We start from the raw sequence: 24,327 nt of genomic DNA, 5'->3' as shown, positions 1-24,327 counted from the left end.
ATATTCCGAGGCTTTTCAGGCCCGTGCGGTGCTCTCCCGCAGTACTACTTCCGCCTTGAACGTCTCCGTCGTCACGTCGCCGCCCTCGATCGCGAGCTCGAGCGCACGCCGGCCCATCTGCTCCAGCGGCAGCCGAACCGTCGTCAGACCGGGCCACACGTCGCGCAGCGTCGCGATGTCGTCGAATCCGGCGACGCCGAGCCTGCCCGGTACGTCGACACCCCGCGTCCGCAAGGCGGACATCGCGCCGACCGCCATCACGTCGTTGACCGCGAACACACAGTCCACATCGGCCTGCCGATCGAGCAGTTGCTCCGCAGCGGCGTACCCACCGTCGCGGGTGAAGTCGCCGGCCTCGATCGCTACCGGCTGCAACCCGGCCTCGGCCAGGCCGGCCACGAACCCGGCCCGCCGGTCCCGTGCGGTCGCGAGCGTCTCGGGCCCACCCAGTACGGCGAACTTCCGCCACCCGAGCGCGACCAGCTCGCGGGCCAGATCGGCCGAACCGGTGCGGTTGTCCGGCTCGACCGTGTGCGCGGGCATCCCGGACTGGCTGACCAGTGCGAGACCCGCGCCGGAATTGAGGAAAGTCTCCACCTCGGACGCCGTCCGCGACAGGCTGTCCGCATCCGTACGCCGGCTGCCGATCATCACCGCCGCGCGCGCCCGCTGGGCCCGCAACGACGACAGGTAAGCGATCTCGCGGTCGGAGTCCCGGAACGTGCTGGCCATCATCACCAGCAGGTTGCGTTCGTCGGCGGCGCGCATCACGCCGTTCGCGATCGCGGCGAAGTACGGGTCCTCGATGTCGTGCACCAGGATGCCGACGACGTTCGTCGACGACTTGGCCAGGGCCTGGGCCTGCGCGTTCGGCGTGTAGCCGAGCTCGTCGGCGGCTGCCTTGACCCGCTCCTGCAGTTCCGGACGGGGAACCCGGTCCCCGCCGTTCAGCACACGGGAGGCGGTCGCGACCGACACACCCGCACGCTGTGCAACGTCCAGCAATGTCACCGGTGCTCGCAGATTCACTGGCCTACCCTTTCGTGCGTCCCCCCGGGGGCGGTGGCGGTCACCCTATCGAATCGCCCGTTCTCACGCTGAGTATCGGGCACGTCGCTGCCATTCTCGGCAGAACCTGGCGTTGAGGCGCGCGAGTGACTAGCCTTCCCAGCCATGACGACCGTCCGCGCCAGGGTGACGATCCTGGTCTCGTCCGCCGTGCTGAGCCTCGCGACCATCGCCGGTCCCGCCGTGGCTGCTCCTGTCCCGGACGGACCCCTTGCTGCCCCGGCAGCACCCAGTGTGCCGCAGCACGTCGATGCGCGCAGCAAGAGCACGCAGCCGGTCTACGACTACGCGAACGCGCTCCGCGAGTCGGTGTACGTCGACACCACCATGGACACCGACTCCGACGGCAAGGACGACGTGGTCGCGGTCGACATCGTCCGGCCGAGCGAGCCCGCCCTCACCGGCGTGAAGATCCCGGTCATCATGGACGCGTCGCCGTACTACTCCTGCTGCGGACGCGGCAACGAGAACGAGAAGAAGACGTACGACGGCGACGGCATGATCCAGAAGATGCCGTTGTTCTACGACAACTACTTCGTCCCGCGCGGGTACGCGATGATCGGCGTCGACATCCTCGGCACCGGCCGCTCCACCGGCTGCGGCGACGTCGGCGGCCGCGACGAGATCCAGTCCGTCGTCGACGTGATCGACTGGCTGAACGGCCGCAACACCGCGCACGATGCCGACGGGCAAGCGGTGAAGGCGACCTGGACCACCGGCGCGGTCGGGATGATCGGCAAGTCGTACGACGGAACGCTCGCGAACGGCGTCGCCGCGACCGGGGTGAAGGGCCTGAAGACGATCGTGCCGATCTCGGCCATCTCGTCGTGGTACGACTACACCCGCTCCGGCGGCGTACCGTACTCCGACGACTACATGCCTTGGCTCGGCGGGTACGTCGGCCACGACAGCCCCGCGTGTGAGGACGTCCGCGGCGATCTCGGCGACAACGACGACGATGACACCGGCAACTACACGGCGTTCTGGTCCGAGCGCGACTACACGAAGAACGCGTCGAAGGTGAAGGCGTCGGTCTTCATGACGCACGGGCTCAGCGACTACAACGTGCAGACCAACCACTTCTCGCAGTGGTGGTCGGCGCTGTCGCGCAACAACGTCCCGCGGAAGTTGTGGCTGGGGCTCGAGGACCACGTCGACCCGTTCGAGTTCCGCCGCGACGAGTGGGTGGACGAGCTGCACAAGTGGTTCGACTATTGGCTGCAGGGCCTGCAGAACGGCGTGATGAAGGAGCCGGCCGTCTCGATCGAGACGTCGCCCGACGTCTGGCGCAACTACAAGACCTGGCCGGCCGTGAACCGGCCGGCCTCGGTGCCGCTGTCGGTCGGCAAGCTAGGTGCCGCGGGCAAGGGTTCGGTGATGATCACGGACGATCCCGACCTGACCGAGGACGACATCGTCGCGGACCCGTCGGAGGTCATCGCCGGGCGGCAGATGTTCCTGTCCGCGCCGCTCACCGCCCCGATGCGGATCAGCGGCACACCCTCGGTCACGCTCCGGGTGAAGTCGGACTCGTCGACGACGCCGATCACCGCCCGCCTGATCGAGTACGGCGACGCGGAGCGGTACTCCGGGATCCGTACCACCGACGACAGCACCTGTGAGGGTTCGAGCACCGACTACGACGACAGTTGCTACTTCACCGTCGACAAGCTCACCACCCAGAGCGACCACGGCATCGTCAGCCGTGGCTGGATCGACGCCGCCCACAGCAAATCGCTCACGACCCCGACTCCCCTGACCCCCGGCAAGTGGACGACGGTGAACGTCCCCCTCCGCGCCCAGGACCAGGTCATCCCGAAGGGCCGCGTCCTGGGCCTGGCCGTCACCCTCTCCGACACCGAGTGGACCTCCCCCAACGACACCGGCGCCACCATCGACATCGACCTGGCCGGCAGCAAACTCAACATCCCGGTCACCTCCGGCAAACTCCTCGCCCCCACCCAGATCCACCCCATCGACGTAGACATCACCACCCCCACCCAACGCCCCAACCTCCACGACCCAAAGAACTGACCCCCCGCCGCCCCTTCGCCGACTCGTGGAGATCGGCTCGGCCGGCTCCCGTCCAGTCGTGGATATCGGCTCGCAAAATCTGCCTCGATCCACGACTCGCGGCCCGGGGCCGGAACCATTCGCCACGACTCGGCGGGGGTGTGGATAACGGGCGGCAGGTCGTGGGGGAAATTGGGAGAATGGTGGGGTGTTGACGGCAGCGCAGGCACGGGCCGCGGGGGTGTCTCGGGGTGTGCTGCGTGGCGTGCGTTACCGGCGTGTGTTGGGGTCGGTGTACGTCGACGCGCACGTTGCGGTCACGCCGCGCGTGCAGGCTGAGGCCGCGTTGTTGCTGACGCCCGGGGCGGTCGTCAGCCACCAGACGGCTTTGAGCCTGTGGTCCGCCAACGACCGCGCCGACGATGTCGTACATCTGACGGTCGAGCGCGATCCGCACGTCAGTCTGCCGCGGGTGAATGGCCTGCGCGTTCACGAAGTACAGAACCTCGAGCAGGTACTCCGGGATGGGCTGCCGGTGACTCCGCCCGAGCGCACGTTCCTCGACCTGGCCCCGTACTGCGACCTCGTCGACCTGGTCGCGGCGGGCGATTCCCTGGTACGGCGTACCGAGGTGAAGCCGGAGCATCTCGTCGAGCTGACGGCCGCGACGATCGGCGTCCGGGGCATCCGGCTCGCTCGCGAAGCCGCTGCGCTCGTCCGGTCGGGCGTCGACTCTCCGATGGAATCCCGGCTGCGGCTCCTGCTCGTCCTCAACGGGCTCCCCGAGCCGCGGGTCGGTCAGGTCGTCAGTGACTCCGGGGGCGGCTGGCTGGCGCAGCCGGATCTGAGCTACCCCGAGCTCAAGTTCGCGATCGAGTACGACGGTCAGCACCATCTCGGGGATGCCCGTCAATGGCGCCAGGACATCCGCCGCCGTGAGAACCTCGAACGCGCAGGCTGGCTCGTCCGCATCGTCACGGCGTACGACCTTCTCCATATCCCCGGCACCGTCGTCGCCCGCATCTCCCAGGACCTCCACGCCCGCCGCCACAACCCCCGCCTCGCCGCCTGATCACTCCGCCGACTCGTGGCGTTTGGTCCCTGCCCCGATCGCCGAGTCGTGAGAAACGGCTCGCGATCGCAGCCATTCTTCACGACTCGGCGGATTAGTTGCCTTCGGCTACGAAGTGCATCGGGTCGCCGGAGGAGAGGTCGGTGATGCCGGCGGTGTAGAAGGCGCCTAGGAGGAGGGCGCGGCGGTGGGCGGCGAAGGTCAGGACGTGGGCGACCATGCCGCCATAGGTGAAGACGCGGGGTGGTTCGCAGGTGGTGTCGACGAAGCTCTCGTCGAAGCGGCCGTCCTCGTTGAGTTGGTTGACCAGGGCGACGAAGCGGGAGCCGGCGTCGGCGTGGCGGGTGCGGAGTTCGGAGATCGGGGTGGTGACCTCGCGGCCGCACTCGGGGACCTCGAACGGGCGGTCCTCGACGGAGGCCAACCACATCTCCTCCTGCCAGACCAGGCGGTCCAGCAGGTACCGGATCGAGATGTCGTCGTCGATTCCTTCGACCGACAGCTCGATCGGGCGGTCCAGGGTGGCGGCGTCCAGGCGACCGCCGCGTTCGATCAGCTCGCCCGTCAACCAGACGTGGTGCTCGACCATTCTGACCAGTACGTCCATCCCTCTCACCTTTCTGCGGGCCGGCAGCCGTAGTCCGGCCGGCGGCTGGAAATGCACTCCACTCGGCGCCGACAGGAAGAACACCCGCGACGCTTCCCGACGCCACTCGCGTGGCGACATCCCGTACGACCTGGCGAACGCGCGGGTGAACGCCTCGTGCGACCCGTACCCGGCCTCAACAGCAACCTCGAGTACGGCGACCGCCTCGGTCAGCAGCCGGTACGCCGCCCGCTCCAGTAGCACCCGCCGCCGGAACGCGAACGGCGACTCCCCGGCCACCGCCCCGATCACGCGGTCGAAGTGGAACCGGGACAGATGCACGCGCTCCGCGAGCCCGGCCCCGTGCACCGACTCGCAGGGCGCAGCCATCCCGGCCGCGACCACCGCCACGAACTCCTCGAACACATCCGCCATGCCCACCACTCTGCCCCCATCCGCCCGCCGCCGACTTGATCGAGATTGCGGAACCCCACACTGGTTACCGCAGTACTCCGCAGTGTGTAGTACTGTTCTCCGCGGAACACCTGCTCGAGGAGACTTGATGGATACGAGCCAGCTACTCAAGGGCGTACTGGATCTCGCGGTGCTCGCCGTACTGCGGGACGCCGACGGCTACGGGTACGACGTACTGCGCCGACTGCGCGCGGCCGGTCTGGAGGACGTGGCGGACGCGTCTGTGTACGGGACGCTGCGCCGGCTGTTCGCGGCCGGAGCGCTGACGTCGTACGTGCAGCCGAGCGAGGAAGGCCCGCACCGGAAGTACTACGGGCTGAACAAGACCGGCCGCGACCTGCTCGCCCAGTCGACCAAGACCTGGACCCATTTCGCCGACACCATGTCGGTGCTGCTGCTGGAGAAGGAGGCCGCGTGAACAGCACCCTGACCGGAGCGGTCGCGCTCTACCTGGCCCAGGTGCGGGCCCAGCTCAACGACCTGCCGCCCGGTGAGCTGGAGGACGTGCTCCAGGACGTCAGCGGCCACCTGACCGAGGTGGCGGCCGAGCTCGGAGCACAGCCGACCTTCGCGGATCTGCAGCAACGACTCGGTACGCCGGCGCAGTACGCCGACGAGCTGCGGACGGCGGCCGGCTACCCCGCGCGCACCGCACCCGTCAGCAAGGACGGTCTGGACGCCGGCTGGAAGGCCCTGCGCTGGGGTCTGATCTCGGCGACGGTCGGCCCGTTCTTCATTGCCGTCGGCATCTTCGCGTGGTCGCAGGACGAGACCGCGTTCTTCGGGCTGCTCGGGTTGGGGATCCTCTTCTTCGCGTCGTTCCTCGGCGTACAGGCACTGCGCGGCCACGACCCGCGGATCGTGATGGACACCCCACGCGGCGCACGCGGCGCAACCGCGATCCGCGGGTGGATCGACCAGATCCCGCCGAACATCCGGCAGGAGCTGGTGACGATCGGCCAGCCGGTCTGGTGGGTGATCCGCGGCGTGATCGGCGCGGGCGGATTCTTCGCGCTGTTCGGAGCCGCGTCGGTGACCGTGGTCGGCGCGATCGCGGGCGCCGCGGTGTCGATCTGGATCGGCCGGAAGACTCAGCAGGACCGGCGCTGGCTGTGGTACGTCGTACCGCTCAACATCGTCGCGGCGATCGTGGTCCCGTCGTTCCTGGCCGCTGCGTACGCCGGTGCGTCGTTCGGGTTCCTCAACAACTACAACGACTACCGGGGCAATTCCTCGCGTTACGACCCGCCGTCGAACGGCCTGATGCTGAACGGGAACCCGATCACCAACATCTACCCGTTCGATGCCCAGGGCAAGCAGGTGCCGGTCCGGCTGTACGACCAGGACGGGAACCCGATCAGCCTGGAACAGCAGGACTGCGCGACGAACTACGGCCAGCAGTCGTCCCGCGACACGACCAGCAACCAGTTCCCGCAGGCCGTCGTCGTCCCGGACGAGAACGGCGATGCCGGCCCGGACAACTGCAAGGACACCACCAAGGCCCCGTTCGTCCCGCCGCCGGCCCCGGCGACCCGCACCACCCCGCCGCCGACCGCGGCCCCGACACCCACTCCGACACCGACCCAGACCCCAACGCAAAAGCCGACGCAGAAGCCGACCGTGAAGCCGAGTGCCAAGCCATCCGGCCCCAGCCCCACCGTCCACCCGACGCGCTAGCGCATGCCCGCAGCGGCGACTCGGCGGTACGTGTAGCCGAGTCGCCGATAGACCGCGATCGCCGCCGCGTTGTCGCCGTCGACCATCAACGCGACCCGTCCGTGGCGCTTGACCAGCTCAGCCGTCACAAACCCGCACACCTGCCGCGACAATCCCTTGCCGCGAGCAACAAAATGCGTCGCCACCCCCGCCAGGAACCCGACCTCCGGCGAACTCCACGCATCCGCCGCGATACTCAGCAGCTCACCGCGATCCCCGCGCAGCGCGGCCCACCGCCGTACGCCGGGATGCCCGGGCCACGCGTACGACTTGGGCGATGCCTCGACCAGCAATGCCTCCACGCCGGCGTCCCCGTCGAGCCAGGCCGCCGTCGTGGTGACGTCCGGCACCTCAGCCGCATCCATCCACCCGAACGAGGCCGAGAACACCAACCCCGGCACGCGCTCCGACAGCCCTCGTACCAGCTCCTCGTCCCCGAACGGCCGGTACGTCGGACCCACCTCGCACAGTACGTCTCGCACCAGCGGCGCCGCGTCCTCCACCGGACCGGTCACCGCGAGCCGATCGTGCTTGGACACGTCCGGCGACGCGACGGCGACCGCATCCCCCGAGCACCACGCCCGCACCCCACCGGCGAACCCCTGCGCGGCCCACTCGACGACCGGGTCGCCCCCGCTCACCAGCGAAAGGTCAGCCGGTGTCCTGATCTCCTGCACATACCAAACCGTATGTCATGCCGTGGTGAGCACCGCCGGGTTGGGGAGGATTATCTCCCGATTCGGGTACAAGATCTTCCCCAACCAGCAGTTCCGCGAAGCGGAGGGCGGGTGTGGCTTTATGGGGTGGTTGCTCGTTGGATGGCGTAGGGGACCAGGTGGCGGTAACCGCGGACCGAGACCCGGCGGAGGCGATGGAGGTCGTACGCCGGGTGGCCGTCCAGGGCCGCGGCCAGTTCGCGGTCGGCCAGCACGCGGCCGGGTTTGCACTCGGTGGTGAGGCGGGCGGCCAGGTTCACGACTTCGCCGTACACGTCGCCGAGGCGAATCAGGATCGTGCCGTACGCGAGCCCGATGCGCAGTTCCGGCAGCTCCTCGTCCGCGTTCACAGTGTCCTGGAGCGCCAGCGCGACCGCGGCGCCTTGCGCGGCGGTGTCGGCGACGAACAGGACCTCGTCACCCATCGACTTGATCACCCGACCGCCGTTGAGCGCGACCACGTCGGCGGCCATGCCCTCGAACCGCTCGATCAGCTCCCCGAGCTCGGCCTCGGACAGCCGGCGGGTCAAGCGCGTGTAGCTGACGATGTCCGCGAACCCGACCGCCCGCACTCCCCGCGCCAGTTCGTCGGACCCGGCCACTGCTCGCCCGGCCGCCGCAGCGAGGTGCCGGCGCCAGACGTAGGTCTGCAACCGCTCCATCGCCGGCAGCAGCAGTCCCGCGACCTCGATCGCCTCGTCGGCCGACAGCTTCGACCCGCCGAGGAAGTCCAGGAACATCGCCGACTGCCACGACGCCAGCCGCGACTGCGTCTGCCCGAGCTTGCGCGCCAGCGACGACTCCATCTCTGGCTCGATGAACTGGTCGTCCTCGAGCGCCGCGACCAGCCGCAGCGCCTCGACGTCGTCGTCGGTGAACGCCACCTCGTCGTCCGGGACGGTCGCGAACCCGAGCGCATGCCACATCCGCTCGGCCCGCTGGATCGAGATCCCGGCCCGCTCCGACACCTGCACCCGGGTGAACTTGCGCTCCCCGCCCAGCAACGTCCGCTCGAACTCCCGGGTCAGCCCGGACAGATCCGGCGCACCGTGGTCAGTGGCCACCGCGGCGCTCGGCGATGGTGGCGTCGATGGCGTCGCGGAAGGCGGGCAGCCGACGGGTCAGGTCGTCGAACTTCTCCCGGGTGAAGTGCAGCAGCTGCAGCCGCGACTTCGCCGTGACGGTTGCCGTCCGCAACGTGTTCTTCCGGACCGCGACCTCGCCGGCGATGTCACCCGGGCCGAGTACGGCGATCTCCTGGCCCTTCTCCCGGACCGCCGCGGTGCCGCTGAGGATCAGGTACGCCGCGTCCGGCGGCGTCTGCTCCAGGATCAGCGACCAGCCGGCCGGCACCGACACTTCCTCGCCGGCCCGGAAGATGTCCCTGATGTCCCGTCCGGACAGGTCCGCGAACAGCGGGAGATCCCGCGGGGACGTCCTACCCAGTGCCACGTCGATCCTCCTCGTCGGCCCCGTCTGGCGTTCCGCCGATGTTTCCAGTCAGTAACTCTAACGGCTTGTCGACGCCATGGTCACTCGAAGGTCCGAAACACGCAGAAACTCCGGTACTTCGGCCGCCGGGTCATCGGTTGCCCACCGCACATACCCGTCCGGCCGGACCAGAATCCGCGCCGCCGGAAGATCTCCACCCTCGAACAGCACGAACCGCCCATCACGAAGGCGCTCAGACACCGTCGCACCGTCCGCCAGCGTCAGATCCGGCATCCGCCGCCCCACCAACGGATGCTCCCCGCCTGCATACGCAAGCCCGATCCCCGAGATCACGCCGGCCAGCCGCCGATTCGCCTCCGGTACGCCGAGCAGGTCGACGAACGTCTCGCGCAGACACGCGACATCCTCGTCCGGCACCATCAGCACACCTTGCGCCCGCGTGTTCGCGAGTACGGCACTCCCGGCCGGGTGCCGTTCGTCGTGGTAGCTGTCCAGCAGGGCATCGCCGGCGTCGCCCCGCACGACCGCGCCGAGCTTCCACCCGAGGTTGAACGCGTCCTGCAGCCCGAGGTTCATCCCCTGACCACCCGTCGGCGAGTGAATGTGCGCCGCATCGCCTGCCACGAAGACTCGGCCGGCACGGTACCGGTCGGCCTGCCGGGACGCGTCGGTGAAGCGCGATCCGTACCGGAGTTCACGCAGTACGACGTCCTCGCCGTACCAAGCCCGCAGCGCGGCGGCGACCTCCTCGGGGGTGACCGGCTGATCCTTCGGCAGGTTTTGTTGCTCCGGGCCCGTGAACAGCGCACGGTGTACGCCGTTCTCCAGCGGCACCACCGTCATCACCGCCCCGTCCCGCGGCACCAGCGACGGCAACTCCCAGCCCGGCTCGACACCGGACATGACGACATCGGCAACCACCGCGCTGAACCGGCCGTCGCGTCCGGGGAAGTCGATCCCGGCCAGCTTCCGCACCGCGCTCCGCGCCCCGTCGCACCCGACGATCCACCCCGCCCGGATCGCCGTACCGTCCATGAACGACGCCTCGACGCCGGCCGGGTCCTGCCGGAGGCCGGTCAGCTCGAGACCACGGCGTACGACGATGCCCTGCACAACCAAGTGGTCCTCGAGCAGGTGCTCGATCCGTCGCTGCGGGATCCCCAGCTGGTAAGGGAATCTGGTGTCGAGCGCGGTGTAGTCGAGCGGGACCGGCAGACCGGCGAAATGCCCGGCCGGCAACCGTGGAGCCTCGGTGATCAGCGATCCGAGGAGACCGCGGGAGTGCAGGATCTCGACGGACCGCGGCTGCAGCGTCAATGCCTTCGACTGTCCTGGCCGCTCGGCGGCCTTGTCCACAAGCACGACGTTCGCTCCGGCGAGGACCAACTCCGCCGCCAGCAGGAGCCCGGTAGGCCCCGCGCCGACGACCACTACGTCGTTCATGCGAGCAGATCGTTCTTGCGCGAGTAGATCATCATGAACCCGTACAGCAGGGCGAACAGCACGATCCACTGGATCGTCGTCACGCCGGGGACCGCGTCGAGCGGCAGCGCGTACGCGATCACGACTCGGACGACCGCGTCGAAGACGAGACCGACACCCCAGACGACCGTGATCAGGCGGATGCCTTGCCGGAACCGCGGCTCGTGGTCCCAGCGGCTCACCCAGACCTCGCCGCCGCCCTTGCCCCGCTTGGCTTCCGCGATGCCGCGGCCGACGGCCAGCAGCAGAGGTTTGCCGAGGGCAACGGTTCCGAGCATCCACAGGCCACACAGCGCGGTGATCACGCCGTCCTTGGCGAGCAGCATCCGCGGGCTGTGCACCGCCAGCGACGCGATCGTGCCGACCGCGAGCGCGACGATCATGAACACGGCCATCCAGTCGATCGTCCGGCCGCGGACGATCGAGTACGCCGTCCGCACGACCGGGATCACCGATCCGGCCAGGGTCGCGCCGACGACGCCGACACCGGACTGGCGCAGGCCGTAGAAGATCAGCAGCGGCACGACCAGGTCGATCAGGACCGGCGCCAGCACTGCTCCCCAGCGCGCCTTGGGCTTGGCTTCCGTCGTCACTGTCATCACCGCTCCACTCGGGTCGCTCGGTCGAACGTCTCGATCAGCTCCCGCGCACAGCCCGCAGGATCGGCCCCGCCGACCAGGCGGCCGGCCACGGCGTCGATGGCGGCGCGCAGCGTGACCGCCATCAGCAGGCAGTCGAAGCGCCGGAACACGCCGGCCTGCCGGCCCGCCTCGAACAGCGCGACCAGGCGGGTAACCGCGCTGTCGGCCTCCTCGGACGGCACCTGGGCGCCACCGAAGACGATCTGCTGGACCGCGCGGACATGGTCCGGCCGGGCCGCGATGAACTCGACGTTCGACCGGATGTACGCGGCGAGCTTTCCCGGCAGCTCGTCGGCAGCCTCGATCGCCGGCCGCATCGCCTCCGCCGCGTCGGTGGTCACCCGGCGGAGGACCTCCGCCAGCAGCTCGTCCTTGGTGCTGAAGTGGTACGAGATCAGCCGCTTGCTGCTCAGCCCGGCGACCTCGCAGATCGCGTCGTACGAGGTCGCCGCGTACCCGCGCTTCGCGAGCACGGAGATCGTCGCCGCGACGATCTGGTCGCGGCGAGCCGCCGTACTCCGGGCGCGGTCCGTGCTCTGGTTTATCCGCATGAGTAAAAGTTACCCAGTCGGATAAAAGTCCGTCAAGTGCGCGCCGAGATCAAGAGGATCGGCGGGCGGCGACGGTGGATGGCGAGATGGGGGCAGGTCGCTACCTGGTCCGAAGTTGGGAGCGGTTCGTCCAGGGATTCCAGGCGGAAGCCGTGACGGCGGAGGGTGGCGACGATCGAGCCGATCGTGCGGTGATACTTCACCACCCCGGCGACGAACCAGGTCCGCTCCCGCCGCCCCTCATCCGCGTAGTTGTCGACCAGACAGTCAGCAGCGACCACCGGCGCCGTCATCATCGGATGCTCCACCGAGAACACGAATGCTCCACCCGACGCGAGCCATCCCGCGACCCGCGCGACCAGCGCAACGAAGTCCTCGACGTAGTGCAGCGCCATGCTGCTCACGACGAGGTCCGCGGAGCCGTGCGGCAGGTCGAAGGCGGCGACATCTGCGCGCTCGTACCGAACGCGGGGATGCCGGACCGCGGCCGCAAGCATCTGCTCCGAGGCGTCGACAGCAAGCACCTCAGCAGCTCCCGCGGCCGCCAGCCGAACGGCCAGCCCGCCTTCGCCACACCCCAGATCGACCACCCGAGCACCTGCAATCGGCAGAGCTGCGAGCACGGCGTCCATCGCGGGGATCTCCAGGGCATCGTTGATGCCCTGGCCGGTGCGGCGCAGTTGCCGGTAGCCCTCCAGGAACTGAGGGTTGTCGTACAGGCTCACAGCCAGCGCTCCAGATCGTGGATGTCGACCATCGGCAACTCCCACCGCAGCGCGAACTGCTCGAGGTCGGCCGCGCCCGCCATCACCCCGTCGGCTCGCATCACTTCGCAACACACGCCGACCGGCGCCAACCCCGCCGCAACGCACAACGCGACCGTCGCCTCGGTGTGCCCTTGACGCTCGTCGAGCAACCCAGGCCGCGCGGCCAGCGGGAACACATGCCCAGGTCGCAGGAAGTCCTCCGGTACGGCGTCCGCCGACGCCAGCCGGCGAATCGTCGCCGCCCGATCGGCCGCCGACACCCCGGTCCCGTCCGACGACGCGAGATCGACCGGAACGTGCATCGCCGTACCCTGCCGGTCACCACCGCCGGGGATCGGTCCGATCTCCAACCGCTCCAGTACGTCGGCCGCGCACGGGACCGTCGTGTGCCCACAAGCCTGTGTGAGCAGGAATCTCATCGCCTCCGGCCGGAACCGCTCACCCGCGAAGACCACGTCGCCTTCGCCCTCAGCCGTCGGATCCCAGACGACCACCCCGCCACCGGCCGCGATCTGCGCAACCACCTTCTGTACGCCGGCCTCGCCGCTGAGCTGACCCGCCCACGGCAGCTGTGCGACCGCTCGCTGCAACTCCGGCCCGTGTCCCTCACGCGCCATCCGGACGAGCAGATCGCTCTCGAGGTTGACCCGATCGCCGGCGACCAGCGTGCCGAGCTTGGTCTTCGCCAGTGTGGTCGGCACCAGTACGACCGAGAACCGGTCCTTCAGCACTTCCGCGACCGTGATGCTCACACCATCGATCGCAACCGACGTCTTCGCCACCAACCGGGCAAGGAGTCGCTCCGGCGGCTTGATCCAGACCCGATGACCGGCCGGTTCCACGTCGACGCGCAGCACCTTGCCGACAGCCTCGACATGCCCCTGGACCAGATGCCCGTCGATCCGGTCCCCGATCGCAACCGGCAGTTCGACGTGCAGCGTCGTACCGCCGGTGACCCGGTCGAACGTCGTACGGCGGCGGGTCTCGTCCGTCACGACGACCCTGATCTCCCCGGGCGGACCCGACTCCGCGGTGAATCTGATCCCGTCGAGGCAGACCGCGCCACCCGGCGCCACCACGACGTCCGACCTGACCAGCAACAGGTCGCCGGAAACCTCGGCGACGGTGCCTACATTCTCGATTCGTCCTGTGAACATGCTTCGCTCTCCGCCATTCGTTCATGGCCAGGGACATTGAGTCCGAGCTGAAGCGGGGTATCACCGCGTGGCCCCGGTCACACCGGGTCACTCCGCCTCCCGGCAGAGCCGACGGGCCTGGACTCACGTCCAACCGTCACACCGTGGAATCGCACCAATCGGCAGTAAACCACAGACGGGTCAGAGCACGTCCAGGAGATTGTTGCCCCGGGAGGTACGACTGACGAGGACTTGGCGACCATGGCGGTCACGGGTGATCAGCCCGGCGCGGGTCAGTACGTCGCAGTGGCGTGAGGCGGCTGCCGGCGTGACGCCCAACTCGGCGGCGATCGCGCCGACGGTCAGCGCGCAGCCCAACATCCGCAGCACCCGTGCACGCGGTCCGCCGAGCACGACGTCGAGCGGATCCTCGACCGATCGGACCGGACTCACATCGGGGAACCCCCGGAGCGGGTAGGCGATCGAGATGACGTCCGGCTCCATCCCGTTGACGAACAGTTGGTCCGGGGCGCCGATGCTCGGTACCAGGGCCAGCCGGCGTCCGGCGTACGGGATCAACTGGCTGCCGTCGATACAGAAGCTGTCGTCGGTGAAGGTCAGCCGTGAGCTGATCGTGTTCAGGGCATCGGGCAGGCGATCGCGGACGGCGGCCATACCGACACGTTCGGCCTCGGCGTCGAAGGCCGGCCGGAGCAGTCGCCACCGGGGTTCGAGAGCTCGCCAGCACAGGTCGCTCAACTCGGCATAGGCGCGGAGCCAGTTCTCGGGATCCCGGGCTGCCGTCCGCCAGACCGCCGAGTCGCCGCCGAGCGTCTCGATCTCGTCGAGGAACAGCTGTGGCGAGTACTCGCGCATGGCCGCCACCTGGTCCGGCACGGACACGTCCGACGGCGGGATGAGCGGGACCACCACATCGGGAACGCCACCGTTCTGTCCCGGCCGGAGCGGTCGCAGCAGTGGCTCGTACTCAGCTCGCGCGACGATCCGCCGCAGCGGTTGCAGGACGTGGCGGGACGAGTACGGGCCGCGGTGGCCGAGGGCTTCGCGCAGCGCCAGGAACACCGACTGCTGCGGCGACTGGACCAACACGACCTGCGGCTGCGCCATGACTCCTCCCTCGACACAACACGCTAACGACCAGTCGGCTCATCGTTGACGGATCCGTCAAAAGATTGTTGGCCAATCCACCGGAAGGCCACCATCGGAACCACCAACGCCCTTCCCACCAAGGAGAAAGTCGATGACCAGCAAGGACATCTAGGTTCCGGTACGGCGTCGGCGGCGCGGTCGGGTCGTTCGCCGGCGCACGGGGCGGCGCGGGCCTACCAGGCGGGGGCCCGCGAGCCGGTCTTCGAGGCGGCGGGCTTCGCGGCGGATCGGTTGGGCGAGGTACTCGCCGAGGATCAGGCCGGAGGCAAGTGCGACGCCGATGGCGACCGCGGTACCGAGGCTGACGATGCCGATCAGGTTGCCGAGGCCCATCAGCTCGTAGAGGCCCTTGTAGATCGTGAGTCCCGGCAGCAGCGGGATCGAGCCGGCGACGACCACAACCAGGGGCGGTACGCCGACGCGACGCCCGACGGAGTAGCTGCCCAGCCCGACGACGCACGCCGCCGCGGCGGTGGCCCAGGCCGGCCCGAACGACGCGCGGATCATCAACGTGAAGACCAGCGAGCCCAGCGCGCCCATCACCGCGACCGGCAGTAGAGCGCGGAGAGGTGCGTACGTCGCGTAGGCGAACGCGACCGCCATCACCGCACCCGACAAGACCATGACCGGCAGATTCCCGAGCTGGATCGTCTCGGCCTCGATGCCGACGTGCAGCCCGAACTTCAGTCCCAGCGCGAGCCCGAGCGAGACCCCCGCGATGATCCCGCCGGTGAGCAGCATCGCTTCGAGACTCCGGGCCGCCGCGGTCACGTAGTACCCGGTGATCGCGTCCTGGACGGCACCGGTGAGGGCGATCCCGGCCAGCAGCATGATGATGCCGGCGGCAACGACCAGGGACGGCTTCACCGGTGCGTGCACGGCGTACAGGATCAGCGCGACCGCGGTCGCGACGAAGGCGCCGGCGACCTGCTGGTAGAACGCGGGCAGCCGCTGCCGGTTGAACCAGCGGTTGCTCACGTCGATCACGATCGCGGTCAGCACCGCCACCATCGTGATCAGCCAGCCGCCGCCGAGCAGCAGCGTCGCGCCGCCGGCCATCACACCCCAGGCGAGTACGGCGCTCCACCGCGGGTACGGCGGACCCGCCGACGTCAGCCGGGCCAGCTCACGCGAGGCGTCCTCGCGGGTCACGTCGCCGCGGGCGAACCGGCGTACCAGGCTGTCCACGTCGGTCAGCCGGGAGAAGTCCTGGGACCGGTAGCGGACCAGCCGGATGTGCGTCTCGGGCGCGACGTCCGGCGCGGCCTGGTACGAGACCGCCATCGAGGTGAACGTGATGTCCACCTCGCACCCGCGCAGCCCGCCCGCCGCCGTCACCCCGAGGATCGTCGCGGTCGCGTCCGCCGTCCCCGCGCCGCTGGATAGCAGCACCTCACCGACCCGCAACGCCAGGTCGATGGTCGCGTAGACCTCCCGCTGCTCGTCAGGCTCCATCGAGAAGGCGATGGGCCATCGCGAGGTCGGTGATGAGGATGTTGACCCAGCCGCCGAGCATCGCGGCGCGGATCGCGGAGTACTTGCGGTCGCCGCCGGCGACGCCGATCCGGCGCGGCACCGCCAGCAGTTCCTTCGCGGTCACCCCGATGACCCGCTGGTCGAACGTCGAGCGCACAAGCTTTCCCTCTTCGTCGAAGAACCGGAAACACACGTCCCCGACGGCGCCGAGCCGGCGTAGCTCGTCCTGGTCGGCCTCCGCGACCGCGTTCCCACTGCGCTGCAGCAGCGGCGAAGGCTCGAGGCTGCCGATCCCGACCAGGGCGTCGGTGAGTTGTCCCCACGTGCCCAGAACGTCGCGAACCGACACGTCGTTCATCATCGCCCGCCGCACGCTGGGCGTCCCGACCAGACCGGGAGCGGGCAGGTAGACCGGCATCCCGCCGGTCAGCTCGGCGAACCGCGCGGTCAGCCGGGTGGCCTGCATCTGCACGGCGGCGTCCCCCAGGCCGCCGACGATCTGGACCACCTTGTCCACCACCGGCACGCTCTTGCGCGGCATCCGGTCGACCGCGCTGATCAGCGTCTCGCTCCACGACGAGATCCCGACCACGTGCCCACCGGTGAGCGTCATGTCGAGGTACGCCGCCGCGCCGGATCCGAGCGCCGGGAGTACGTCGTCCCCCACTCCGAGCGTGTCGACGACCACCGCGTCGCGCAACCCGTACCGGCCCTGCAGCTCGTCCTCGAGGTCGCTGTGGACGCCGCTCGGCATGGTCACCACGGTGTGCACGATGCCGACCTCGACGGCCTGCTTGAGCATCCGGGACACCCGCGCCTGGGACAGGTTCAGCTCGGCGGCGATCTGCGGCTGGCGGATGCCCTTCTCGTGGTACATCCGCGCCACCTTCGCGAGCAGCCGCAGCTCGTCCAGCCCCGGCTGGCGCACCGCGCGGTTCGCGTTCACCTCGACCCCCTCGCAACGTTCAGGAATACGGACTATAGGTCAGGCACGGCCGAGACAGAGGTAGACGCGTGGCGCTCCACCGGGGTCGGGGATCGGGGCGTTCCATGCGTCCCGCTTGCCGGTTGCGACGATCGAGCCGTCGCGGGGATCCACGATCGTGTACGCCAACGGGACGGTGTCGTCGAAGACCATCACCGGTCCGCCGTGCTCGCGGTACACGATCAGCATCCCGTCCGCGCCGCTCAGCGCCCGCCCGGAGATCACCCGGGTCCAGTCCGGCACCATGTCGGCGGTCGGCAGGCCCGCCAGGATCTTCCCGAGCATGCCGACGTACGTCGACCCCTCGAAGCCGATCGCCTCGTGCCAGCCCGCGCTGGGAGCCAGGAAGAACTCGGAGTGCCCCGGCTCCTCCGGATGCAGCCGCCACTGCCACAGACTGCCCGCGCCGTAGACGACGCCCATCGTCCCGCCCGCGCACAGGTTGCTCCACGCCTCGTGACCCTGCCACCAGCCTTCAGCGACGCCGGTCCGGCCGGTGTGCTCGTACGTCGGCTCGCCGTTCGCGACTGCCTTCACCGGCTCGTTCCGCCACATGTCGGCGACCCGGTCGGGAACGTGCTCGCCGGTGTGCCCGGTCTGGCACCACTGGAAGTCCAGCCAGTCGGCGTCCTGGTGAGCGTGCGCCCGGATGTGCGGACGGTAGTGGATGCCCGTCGGCTGCGCGTAGCAGTCGGCCGCGTGTACCTCGGCACCTCCGACCGCGGTCTGCGGCTCGTCTCCGGAGCCGTCCCCGCCGACGAGGTAGATGGCCGGCTGAGCGCCGTACCGTGCGACGAGATAGCGGCAGTACGTCGCGTACTCCTCCGGCGGGACGACTGTGCCCGCAACGTTCAGGCCTTTCCAGCCGAAGCCCTGGAAGACCGGCTGCAGGACCGGGACGAGGCCGTGGTCGACCAGGATGTCGAGCAGCTTGTCGAGGTACTGGAAGTACTCGACGTTCATCCGGTTGAGGTGGCCGTCGGGCAGGTCCTCGAAGCCGACGCCGAAGCCCTCGTCCTGGGAGCGGTCGCGGGGGCCGACCGCGCGCATGTCCGGTTGCACCGACATCAGCAGTACTGCGTTGAAGCCCTTGGCCTGCCGGTCGGCGGCGTACTCGCGGACCTGCTCGGGCGTGGCCCGCCACGGAAGCGCCCACGCGGTGTCGGCGACCAGTATCGCCGGCGTCCCGTCGGCGTGAATCAGGCTGCGCCCGCCAGGCGACATCCGCCAGAACCCGTGCCGGTAGAACGGGTTGGCCTCGTCCGCCGGCGCAGCCGAGACCTCGAGCTCACCGACGGCGGACCCGCTCGTCCAGCGCCAGCGCCCCGCCTCCGGCGGGGCGAAACGGACCCGCCAGGTCTGCCCACCGTCCCAGAACGCCGGCCGCCGCAGGCGGCGGCCGGACTCGTGCTCGAAGTCCACCCAGACCTCGGTGCCGGACTCCTCGCCGGTCAGCGTGAGTTCGGTCGAGCGCCAGACGGATGAGATGGACATGACACTCCAAGGGTGCTCTTAGCCGTTAAGCTGAGGATGAAAGACACACGTGCTCTGGGGTCGGTGAAATTCCGAGCCGGCGGTGACAGTCCGCGACCCGTGACTTCGCGAGAAGAAGCGGTTGACCCGGTGGAACTCCGGGACCGACGGTTAAAGTCCGGATGGGAAGACGCACGTGGCAGCTTCACGTTTCCTGCGCGAAAACAGGAGGCGTGAGGTTTGTCGTTGCCCCGGAGTGCTGTCGGAGCACTGCCGAGAGGACAACGACCGTGAACACCATCACCAGTCCAGGCACCAGCCCGGGCACCAGCCTGGACACCATCGAACGCGCCGTCGCCGAGATCGCCGCCGGACGGCCGGTCGTGGTCGTCGACGACGAGGACCGTGAGAACGAGGGCGACCTCACCTTCGCCGCGAGCCTCGCCACGCCCGAGTTGATGGCGCTGCTCGTCCGTCACACCAGCGGATATGTCTGCGCACCCGCTGCGGCGGAGCTCCTGGATCGGCTCGAGCTCCCGTTGATGGTCCCGAACAACCAGGACAGCCTGCGGACGGCGTACACGATCTCCGTGGACGCGGCGACCGGTGTCGGCACCGGCATCTCCGCGGCCGACCGGGCGCGGACCGTCCGGGTGCTGGCCGACCCGGCGGCGCAGCCCGCGGACCTGATCCGGCCCGGTCACATCCTGCCGTTGCGCGCCGTCGACGGCGGAGTCCGGCAGCGGCCCGGTCACACCGAAGCCACGGTCGAGCTCGTCCGCCTGGCCGGCCTGCCGCCGGTCGGTGTGATCGGCGAACTCATGAACGACGACGGCACGCTGATGACTGGCGCGGACCTGCGCGCGTTCGCCGACGCTCATGACTTCGCAATGATCTCGATCGCAGACCTGGTCACTTACCTGTCATGACGAGCTTGCGGGCGGCGTCGGTGATGCCCTCGGGGGACAGGCCGTACCGGTCCAGGAGGTAGCCGGCGGACCCCGTGGGCGCGAACTCGGGGAACCCCAGGATCGTCACCCGCGCCGGATGGTGCTGGACGACGGTCTCCGCGACAGCGCCACCGAGACCGCCGCTGGACACGGCCTCCTCGGCGGTCACGATGCCGGCCGTCTCCCGCGCAGCCGCGACCACGGCGTCGGTGTCCAGCGGCTTCACCGTCGGCATCGACACCACGCGGGCCGAGATCCCCTCCTCGGCCAGTCGCTCGGCCGCGGCCAGCGCCCGCCACAGCACGGTTCCGTTGCTGATCACCGTGACGTCGTTCCCCTCCCGGACCGTGATCGCCTTGCCGAGCTGGAACTCGTAGTCCTCCGAGTACACCTTCGGCACGCTCATCCGGCTGACCCGGATGAACACCGGGCCCTCCGACGCCGCCGCCCAGCGCAGGGCGGCCGCGGTCTCGATCGGATCCGCCGGGACGATGATCTTCATGTTGTCGATCGCCCGCAGCCAGGCGATGTCCTCGACCGAATGGTGCGTCGGCCCGAGTTCGCCGTACGCCACGCCGGGGCTCATGCCGCAGAGCTTCACGTTGGTGTTCGAGTAGGCGACGTCGGCCTTGATCTGCTCGAGCGCGCGAGCGGTGAGGAAGCAGGACGCCGCCGAGACGAACGGGATCCGGCCCCCGTTGGCCAGCCCGGACGCGACGCCGACCATGTCCTGCTCGGCGATGCCGACGTTGATCAGCCGGTCCGGGAACGCCTTCCGGAAACTGTTCAGCTTGCTGGAGCCGACCGAGTCGTTGACCACCCCAACGATCCGGTGATCGGCCTCGGCCAGCTGGGCCAGCGTCTCGACGTACGCGTCCCGGCAGTCGTACCGCGGCTGGTCCGCGATCGAGGGTCTGTCGGTGACGGTCATGAGAGCTCCTTCAGGGCCTGCTGGTACTCAGCGGCATCGGGGACGCGGTGGTGCCAGGCGACGTTGTTGCTCATGAACGAGATCGGGTGCCCCTTGTGCGTGTGGGCGATCACGAAGGTCGGCTTGCCCGGCCGGAACGGTACGGCGGACAGCACGTCGAGCAGTTCGCCGTGGTCGTGCCCGTTCACCTCGACGACCGCGAACCCGAACGCGGCCGCCTTCTCCGGCAACGGGTCGAGGTCGTTGGTCTCCTTGGTGGTCGCGCCCTGCTGCAGCCGGTTCCGGTCGACGATCAGGGTCAGCCGGTCCAGCTGGTACTGCGAGGCCGCCATCATCGCCTCCCAGTTCGAGCCCTCCTGCAACTCGCCGTCGCCGACGAGCACGTACGTACGACGCATCGAGACGTCGAGCTTGGCCGAGAGAGCGTGCCCGACCGCGATCGGCAGACCGTGACCGAGCGGACCGGTGTTGGCCTCGACGCCGGCCACCTTGGTCCGGTTCGGGTGACCGTTCAGCGCGGACAGCGGCTTGAGGAACGTGGCGAGCTGTTCGACCGGCAGGAATCCGAAGGTGGCGAGCGTGGTGTAGAGCGCGCCGGCGACATGGCCCTTGCTCAGGATGAAGCGGTCCCGCTCGGCGTGGTTCACCGTGGCCGGCGAGATGTCGAGCACAGCGCCGTACAGCGTGGCCAGGATGTCGATCGCGGAGAAGTCGCCGCCGATGTGCCCGGCGCCGGCGTAGTGGACCAGCTTGAGGTCCTGGATCCGGATCTGCCTGGCCGCCTCGGCGATGTGCGCGATCTGCTCGGTACGACCGGCATGCGCCGGCAGCCGGCCGAGCACCGGCATCGTCGTGTGTTCGGCGGTCAGGGTCATGCGAGCTCTGCCATCGAACTCAGCAGGACCTTCTGGACCAGCTTCTGCGCGGCCAGCGCGTCGTGCGACGCCTGGGCGGCCGCCAGCGCGTCGTCGTCGAGTAGGTCGAGCGCGTGGTGGATCGCCTTCAGGAAGGTGATCGCCTGCTTCGCGGTCTGGACGCTGTCCTCGCGGAACGGGAACTGGTCCAGCTGCCAGACGCCCTCCCAGTTGTTCTTCCGCAGCGTGTGGAAGAACTCGAACGTCTCGACCAGGTGCACCGAGCCGACGACCATGTCGTCGTCCCAGCCGCGAAGGTTGTCGTTGACATCGATCGCGAACAGCCGGCCGTAGTCGATCGCCAGCTGCGCCGCGTCGGCCGGCGTCTCCAGCCCGTACAGCGAGTGGCCGAAGTCGAGCAGGATGCCCAGGTTGGGCAGACCGATCTTCTCGATCCCGAGCAGCGTCCGGGCGACGTTCGGGAAGATGATCTTCACCCGCGGCTCGCGCGGCTTGTACTCGATCACGAAGTTGATGTCCGGGTGCGCCGACACCAGCTCCTTCAGGCCGTCGAGGGCGAGGTTCCAGATGTCGTGGTAGTTGACCTGGAACGGGTAGTCCCAGCCGTCCTGACCCGGCCACAGCTTCACGTACGAGCAGCCCAGCTCCTTGGCCAGCTCGGTTGCCTGGTGCAACAACTCCATCGCCTGCTTGCGGACGCCCGGGTCCGGGTTGGTCAGTGAGCCCTTGACGAAGTCGCGGGTGTAGATCTCCGGGGTGATCGCGATCGCCTTGAGGTTGTTGCGTTTCAGCGCGTCCTTGACCTCGGCCAGCGTTCCGTCGTACCCGGCGAACGGCCAGTTCAGGTCGACCACGGACAGGTCGCCGACGGCGCCGGCCCGGTCGATCTGCTCGAGCAGGCCGACGGGATCGCCGTACCCGTCGGTCGCGTAGCGGTCCTTGTAGGTGGCGAAGTGCCAGATACCCGCGCCGAAGACCGGCATGTCAGTCATATTTTGTTCCTATCCTTTGAGGGAGCCGGCGGTCAGGCCGCCGACGATCCAGCGCTGGAGCAGGGTGTAGGCGATGAGGATCGGGACCACTGCGATCAGGATGCCTGCCGCGAGTCCGGTGTTGTTGTTGGCGAACTGTCCCTGGAAGTTGAGCAGCCCGACCGGGATCGTCTTGTGCGCGTCGGAGTTCAGCAGGATCAGCGCGAACAGGAACTCGTTCCAGGTCGCGACCGCGTCCAGGATCGCCACCGTCACCAGGGCGGGCACCGACAGCGGCAGGATCATCGTGAAGAACACCCGCCAGTCGCCGGCGCCGTCCACCTTCGCGGCCTCGATGATCTCGTCGGGGATCTGCCGGAAGAACGACTGCAGCACCAGCACCTCGAACGGGATGCCGAAGGCCAGGTACGGCCCGATCAGCCCGAAGATGCTGTCGGTGGCGCCGAGCGAGCGCATCATGATGAAGACCGGGACGATCGTGATGTAGATCGGGATCGTCAGCCCGAGGAACACCGAGAACATCACCGTCCGGCGGAACCGCATCCGCAGCTTGGCCAGCGCGAACCCGAGCATCGCCGAGACCAGCACGCCGAGCGGCACCTTGATCGCGGCCAGGATCGCGCTGTTCTTGTACGTCGTGGCGAAGTTGCCGATCCCCCACGCGTCGGAGAAGTTCTTCCAGGTGAAGTGATCGGGCCAGGACAACGGACCGTTGCCGATGAAGTCCGCGAGCGGGCGGACGGCGGTGATGACGAGCAGGGCGAGCGGCGAGATCCAGAAGAGGGCGACGACGACGAGGACAAGCGTCATCACCAGACCCCGGCGCCCCTTCTGCCCAGGACTGACCGGTTCGACGGCGGCCGTCTCGGTCGGGAGGTCCAATCTGGCGGGGGCGATGGAGGTCATGACGCCTCCTTCGTCTGCGAGCGGACGTACGGGATGCCGACGGCGATCGCCACCAGGGTGATCACGACGGCGATCGCCGTGCCGTAGCCGGCCTGGTAGTACTGGAAGACGTTGAAGTACATCCACGTCCCCATCACCTGCGTCGACGTACCAGGACCGCCGTACGTCATCGCGTAGATCATGTCGAAGACCTTGAACGAATCGATCAGCGACAAGGCGATCACGATGTAGTGCGCGGGCCGCAGGCTCGGCATCGTCACGTGCCAGAACTGCTGCCACTTGGTAGCGCCGTCGACGGTCGCCGCCTCGTACAGCTCGTTCGGAATCCCTTGCAGGGCGGCCAAGTAGAGCAGCATCGGGAAGCCGGTGCGCAACCAGATCGCCGGCACCATCACGGCCCACAACGCGGTCGAGTCCTGCCCGAGCCACGGTTGGGCCAGCCCATCGAGCCCGATCAGGCGCAGGAACGAGTTGATCGCGCCGTACTGCGGGTTGTACAGCCAGCCCCAGATGCTCGCGATGGACACCAGCGGCAGGACCGCGGGTGTGTAGAAGATCAGCCGCAGGATCGGCTTGCCGTGCACCTTGCCGTTCAGCGCGATCGCCAGCAGCAGGCCGATGACGGTCGGCACCGCGATGGTGACGACGGTCCAGATCAGGTTGTTCCGGACCGCGGTCAGCACGACCGGGTCGTGCGGCATCTTGAGGTAGTTGTCCAGCCCGACGAACTTGTACGACGCGCTCAGTCCGTCCCAGTTGGTCAGGCTGAACCACAGTGACGACACCGCCGGGTACACCAGGAACGCGACGTACACCAAGAGCGCGGGCAGGGCGAACAACCAGGGCGACCAGCGGCCGCGCTTCGGCTTCGCCAGAGCGACTGTCGTTGCCATCC

24 protein-coding genes and 1 riboswitch are annotated in these 24,327 nt (G+C 68.8%); of the genes, 5 read left to right on the top strand and 19 right to left on the bottom strand.

Annotated elements, in window-relative coordinates:
* Nucleotides 1–15: 15 nt before the first annotated feature.
* Entirely contained in the window at nucleotides 16–1,029 is a 1,014-nt protein-coding gene (locus ACIA58_RS08615; protein WP_396402962.1) for a LacI family DNA-binding transcriptional regulator, read from the bottom strand.
* 144 nt (nucleotides 1,030–1,173) lie between these two features.
* Between ACIA58_RS08615 and ACIA58_RS08610 the strand changes: the two genes are divergently transcribed.
* A complete protein-coding gene (locus ACIA58_RS08610) occupies nucleotides 1,174–3,102 on the top strand; it encodes a Xaa-Pro dipeptidyl-peptidase (protein ID WP_396402961.1) in 1,929 nt (642 codons plus the stop codon).
* Nucleotides 3,103–3,346: 244 nt separating this feature from the next.
* Nucleotides 3,347–4,153 carry a hypothetical protein gene (locus ACIA58_RS08605; protein WP_396402960.1) on the top strand — a complete coding sequence of 269 codons (807 nt, stop codon included), beginning with the start codon at nucleotides 3,347–3,349 and terminating at the stop codon, nucleotides 4,151–4,153.
* A gap of 94 nt (nucleotides 4,154–4,247) precedes the next feature.
* Here the strand turns inward: ACIA58_RS08605 and ACIA58_RS08600 are convergent, their stop codons facing one another.
* Complete coding sequence (locus ACIA58_RS08600) at nucleotides 4,248–5,174, bottom strand: helix-turn-helix domain-containing protein (protein ID WP_396402959.1); 927 nt, start codon at nucleotides 5,172–5,174, stop codon at nucleotides 4,248–4,250.
* Nucleotides 5,175–5,301: 127 nt separating this feature from the next.
* On the opposite strand from ACIA58_RS08600, the gene ACIA58_RS08595 reads away from it, so the two are divergent.
* Both ACIA58_RS08595 and ACIA58_RS08590 read left to right on the top strand, forming a co-directional pair.
* Nucleotides 5,302–5,631, top strand: coding sequence for a PadR family transcriptional regulator (locus ACIA58_RS08595; protein ID WP_396402958.1), 330 nt, complete (start codon nucleotides 5,302–5,304; stop codon nucleotides 5,629–5,631).
* A complete protein-coding gene (locus ACIA58_RS08590) occupies nucleotides 5,628–6,890 on the top strand; it encodes an HAAS signaling domain-containing protein (RefSeq protein WP_396402957.1) in 1,263 nt (420 codons plus the stop codon). Before ACIA58_RS08595 ends, ACIA58_RS08590 begins: the two co-directional genes overlap by 4 nt.
* Here ACIA58_RS08590 and ACIA58_RS08585 read toward each other — a convergent pair.
* From ACIA58_RS08585 to ACIA58_RS08530, 12 genes are all read right to left on the bottom strand, one after another.
* Complete coding sequence (locus ACIA58_RS08585; RefSeq protein ID WP_396402956.1) at nucleotides 6,887–7,606, bottom strand: GNAT family N-acetyltransferase; 720 nt, start codon at nucleotides 7,604–7,606, stop codon at nucleotides 6,887–6,889. The genes ACIA58_RS08590 and ACIA58_RS08585 overlap by 4 nt on opposite strands.
* Before the next feature lie 119 nt (nucleotides 7,607–7,725).
* Nucleotides 7,726–8,709, bottom strand: a complete 984-nt coding sequence (locus ACIA58_RS08580; RefSeq protein WP_396402955.1) for an adenylate/guanylate cyclase domain-containing protein — start codon at nucleotides 8,707–8,709, stop codon at nucleotides 7,726–7,728.
* A complete protein-coding gene (locus ACIA58_RS08575) occupies nucleotides 8,699–9,097 on the bottom strand; it encodes a cyclic nucleotide-binding domain-containing protein (protein ID WP_396402954.1) in 399 nt (132 codons plus the stop codon). The genes ACIA58_RS08580 and ACIA58_RS08575 overlap by 11 nt, the downstream gene beginning before the upstream one ends.
* A gap of 57 nt (nucleotides 9,098–9,154) precedes the next feature.
* Entirely contained in the window at nucleotides 9,155–10,540 is a 1,386-nt protein-coding gene (locus ACIA58_RS08570; protein WP_396402953.1) for an FAD-dependent monooxygenase, read from the bottom strand.
* Nucleotides 10,537–11,178, bottom strand: a complete 642-nt coding sequence (locus ACIA58_RS08565; protein WP_396402952.1) for a VC0807 family protein — start codon at nucleotides 11,176–11,178, stop codon at nucleotides 10,537–10,539. The genes ACIA58_RS08570 and ACIA58_RS08565 overlap by 4 nt, the downstream gene beginning before the upstream one ends.
* Nucleotides 11,178–11,771 (bottom strand): TetR/AcrR family transcriptional regulator, encoded by a 594-nt coding sequence (locus ACIA58_RS08560; protein WP_396402951.1) that lies wholly within the window; start codon nucleotides 11,769–11,771, stop codon nucleotides 11,178–11,180. The genes ACIA58_RS08565 and ACIA58_RS08560 overlap by 1 nt, the downstream gene beginning before the upstream one ends.
* A gap of 32 nt (nucleotides 11,772–11,803) precedes the next feature.
* Complete coding sequence (locus ACIA58_RS08555; RefSeq protein WP_396402950.1) at nucleotides 11,804–12,496, bottom strand: class I SAM-dependent methyltransferase; 693 nt, start codon at nucleotides 12,494–12,496, stop codon at nucleotides 11,804–11,806.
* Nucleotides 12,493–13,695 (bottom strand): 3,4-dihydroxy-2-butanone-4-phosphate synthase, encoded by a 1,203-nt coding sequence (locus tag ACIA58_RS08550; RefSeq protein ID WP_396402949.1) that lies wholly within the window; start codon nucleotides 13,693–13,695, stop codon nucleotides 12,493–12,495. Before ACIA58_RS08550 ends, ACIA58_RS08555 begins: the two co-directional genes overlap by 4 nt.
* A 180-nt stretch (nucleotides 13,696–13,875) precedes the next feature.
* Nucleotides 13,876–14,802 (bottom strand): ArsR/SmtB family transcription factor, encoded by a 927-nt coding sequence (locus tag ACIA58_RS08545; RefSeq protein WP_396402948.1) that lies wholly within the window; start codon nucleotides 14,800–14,802, stop codon nucleotides 13,876–13,878.
* Nucleotides 14,803–14,952: 150 nt separating this feature from the next.
* Entirely contained in the window at nucleotides 14,953–16,299 is a 1,347-nt protein-coding gene (locus ACIA58_RS08540) for a threonine/serine exporter ThrE family protein (protein WP_396402947.1), read from the bottom strand.
* The gene (locus ACIA58_RS08535) at nucleotides 16,289–17,266 is read right to left on the bottom strand and encodes a sugar-binding transcriptional regulator (RefSeq protein WP_396402946.1); all 978 of its coding nucleotides are present in this window, start codon (nucleotides 17,264–17,266) and stop codon (nucleotides 16,289–16,291) included. The genes ACIA58_RS08540 and ACIA58_RS08535 overlap by 11 nt, the downstream gene beginning before the upstream one ends.
* Before the next feature lie 39 nt (nucleotides 17,267–17,305).
* Nucleotides 17,306–18,799 carry a DUF4038 domain-containing protein gene (locus ACIA58_RS08530; RefSeq protein WP_396402945.1) on the bottom strand — a complete coding sequence of 498 codons (1,494 nt, stop codon included), beginning with the start codon at nucleotides 18,797–18,799 and terminating at the stop codon, nucleotides 17,306–17,308.
* Nucleotides 18,800–18,844: 45 nt separating this feature from the next.
* Nucleotides 18,845–18,978, top strand: a riboswitch (FMN riboswitch).
* 90 nt (nucleotides 18,979–19,068) lie between these two features.
* On the opposite strand from ACIA58_RS08530, the gene ribB reads away from it, so the two are divergent.
* Nucleotides 19,069–19,707: a 3,4-dihydroxy-2-butanone-4-phosphate synthase gene (gene ribB, locus ACIA58_RS08525; RefSeq protein WP_396402944.1), complete on the top strand. Its 639-nt coding sequence runs from the start codon at nucleotides 19,069–19,071 to the stop codon at nucleotides 19,705–19,707.
* On the opposite strand, the gene ACIA58_RS08520 is transcribed toward ribB, so the two are convergent.
* From ACIA58_RS08520 to ACIA58_RS08500, 5 genes are read right to left on the bottom strand one after another with little or no spacing between them, the layout of a single operon-like run.
* Nucleotides 19,691–20,659, bottom strand: a complete 969-nt coding sequence (locus ACIA58_RS08520; RefSeq protein ID WP_396402943.1) for a transketolase family protein — start codon at nucleotides 20,657–20,659, stop codon at nucleotides 19,691–19,693. The two genes, ribB and ACIA58_RS08520, sit on opposite strands and share 17 nt — an antisense overlap.
* Nucleotides 20,656–21,534, bottom strand: a complete 879-nt coding sequence (locus ACIA58_RS08515; protein ID WP_396402942.1) for a transketolase — start codon at nucleotides 21,532–21,534, stop codon at nucleotides 20,656–20,658. The genes ACIA58_RS08520 and ACIA58_RS08515 overlap by 4 nt, the downstream gene beginning before the upstream one ends.
* Complete coding sequence (locus tag ACIA58_RS08510) at nucleotides 21,531–22,526, bottom strand: sugar phosphate isomerase/epimerase family protein (protein ID WP_396402941.1); 996 nt, start codon at nucleotides 22,524–22,526, stop codon at nucleotides 21,531–21,533. Before ACIA58_RS08510 ends, ACIA58_RS08515 begins: the two co-directional genes overlap by 4 nt.
* A gap of 9 nt (nucleotides 22,527–22,535) precedes the next feature.
* Complete coding sequence (locus tag ACIA58_RS08505) at nucleotides 22,536–23,432, bottom strand: carbohydrate ABC transporter permease (protein WP_396402940.1); 897 nt, start codon at nucleotides 23,430–23,432, stop codon at nucleotides 22,536–22,538.
* A complete protein-coding gene (locus tag ACIA58_RS08500) occupies nucleotides 23,429–24,325 on the bottom strand; it encodes a carbohydrate ABC transporter permease (RefSeq protein WP_396402939.1) in 897 nt (298 codons plus the stop codon). Before ACIA58_RS08500 ends, ACIA58_RS08505 begins: the two co-directional genes overlap by 4 nt.
* Nucleotides 24,326–24,327 lie beyond the last annotated feature (2 nt).

The sequence above is a fragment of the Kribbella sp. NPDC051586 genome (assembly GCF_044453965.1).
GTDB lineage: Bacteria > Actinomycetota > Actinomycetes > Propionibacteriales > Kribbellaceae > Kribbella.
This window is presented reverse-complemented; position numbering and strand designations above follow the sequence as displayed.

Excerpts from the sequence above, each read along its gene's own strand:
- ACIA58_RS08610 (WP_396402961.1), top strand. The coding sequence starts at position 1,174 with ATGACGACCGTCCGCGCCAGGGTGACGATCCTGGTCTCGTCCGCCGTG.
- ACIA58_RS08600 (WP_396402959.1), bottom strand. The coding sequence starts at position 5,174 with ATGGCGGATGTGTTCGAGGAGTTCGTGGCGGTGGTCGCGGCCGGGATG.
- ACIA58_RS08595 (WP_396402958.1), top strand. The coding sequence starts at position 5,302 with ATGGATACGAGCCAGCTACTCAAGGGCGTACTGGATCTCGCGGTGCTC.
- ACIA58_RS08570 (WP_396402953.1), bottom strand. The coding sequence starts at position 10,540 with ATGAACGACGTAGTGGTCGTCGGCGCGGGGCCTACCGGGCTCCTGCTG.
- ACIA58_RS08565 (WP_396402952.1), bottom strand. The coding sequence starts at position 11,178 with ATGACAGTGACGACGGAAGCCAAGCCCAAGGCGCGCTGGGGAGCAGTG.
- ACIA58_RS08560 (WP_396402951.1), bottom strand. The coding sequence starts at position 11,771 with ATGCGGATAAACCAGAGCACGGACCGCGCCCGGAGTACGGCGGCTCGC.
- ACIA58_RS08550 (WP_396402949.1), bottom strand. The coding sequence starts at position 13,695 with ATGTTCACAGGACGAATCGAGAATGTAGGCACCGTCGCCGAGGTTTCC.
- ACIA58_RS08545 (WP_396402948.1), bottom strand. The coding sequence starts at position 14,802 with ATGGCGCAGCCGCAGGTCGTGTTGGTCCAGTCGCCGCAGCAGTCGGTG.
- ACIA58_RS08540 (WP_396402947.1), bottom strand. The coding sequence starts at position 16,299 with ATGGAGCCTGACGAGCAGCGGGAGGTCTACGCGACCATCGACCTGGCG.
- ACIA58_RS08530 (WP_396402945.1), bottom strand. The coding sequence starts at position 18,799 with ATGTCCATCTCATCCGTCTGGCGCTCGACCGAACTCACGCTGACCGGC.
- ACIA58_RS08520 (WP_396402943.1), bottom strand. The coding sequence starts at position 20,659 with ATGACCGTCACCGACAGACCCTCGATCGCGGACCAGCCGCGGTACGAC.
- ACIA58_RS08515 (WP_396402942.1), bottom strand. The coding sequence starts at position 21,534 with ATGACCCTGACCGCCGAACACACGACGATGCCGGTGCTCGGCCGGCTG.
- ACIA58_RS08510 (WP_396402941.1), bottom strand. The coding sequence starts at position 22,526 with ATGACTGACATGCCGGTCTTCGGCGCGGGTATCTGGCACTTCGCCACC.
- ACIA58_RS08505 (WP_396402940.1), bottom strand. The coding sequence starts at position 23,432 with ATGACCTCCATCGCCCCCGCCAGATTGGACCTCCCGACCGAGACGGCC.
- ACIA58_RS08500 (WP_396402939.1), bottom strand. The coding sequence starts at position 24,325 with ATGGCAACGACAGTCGCTCTGGCGAAGCCGAAGCGCGGCCGCTGGTCG.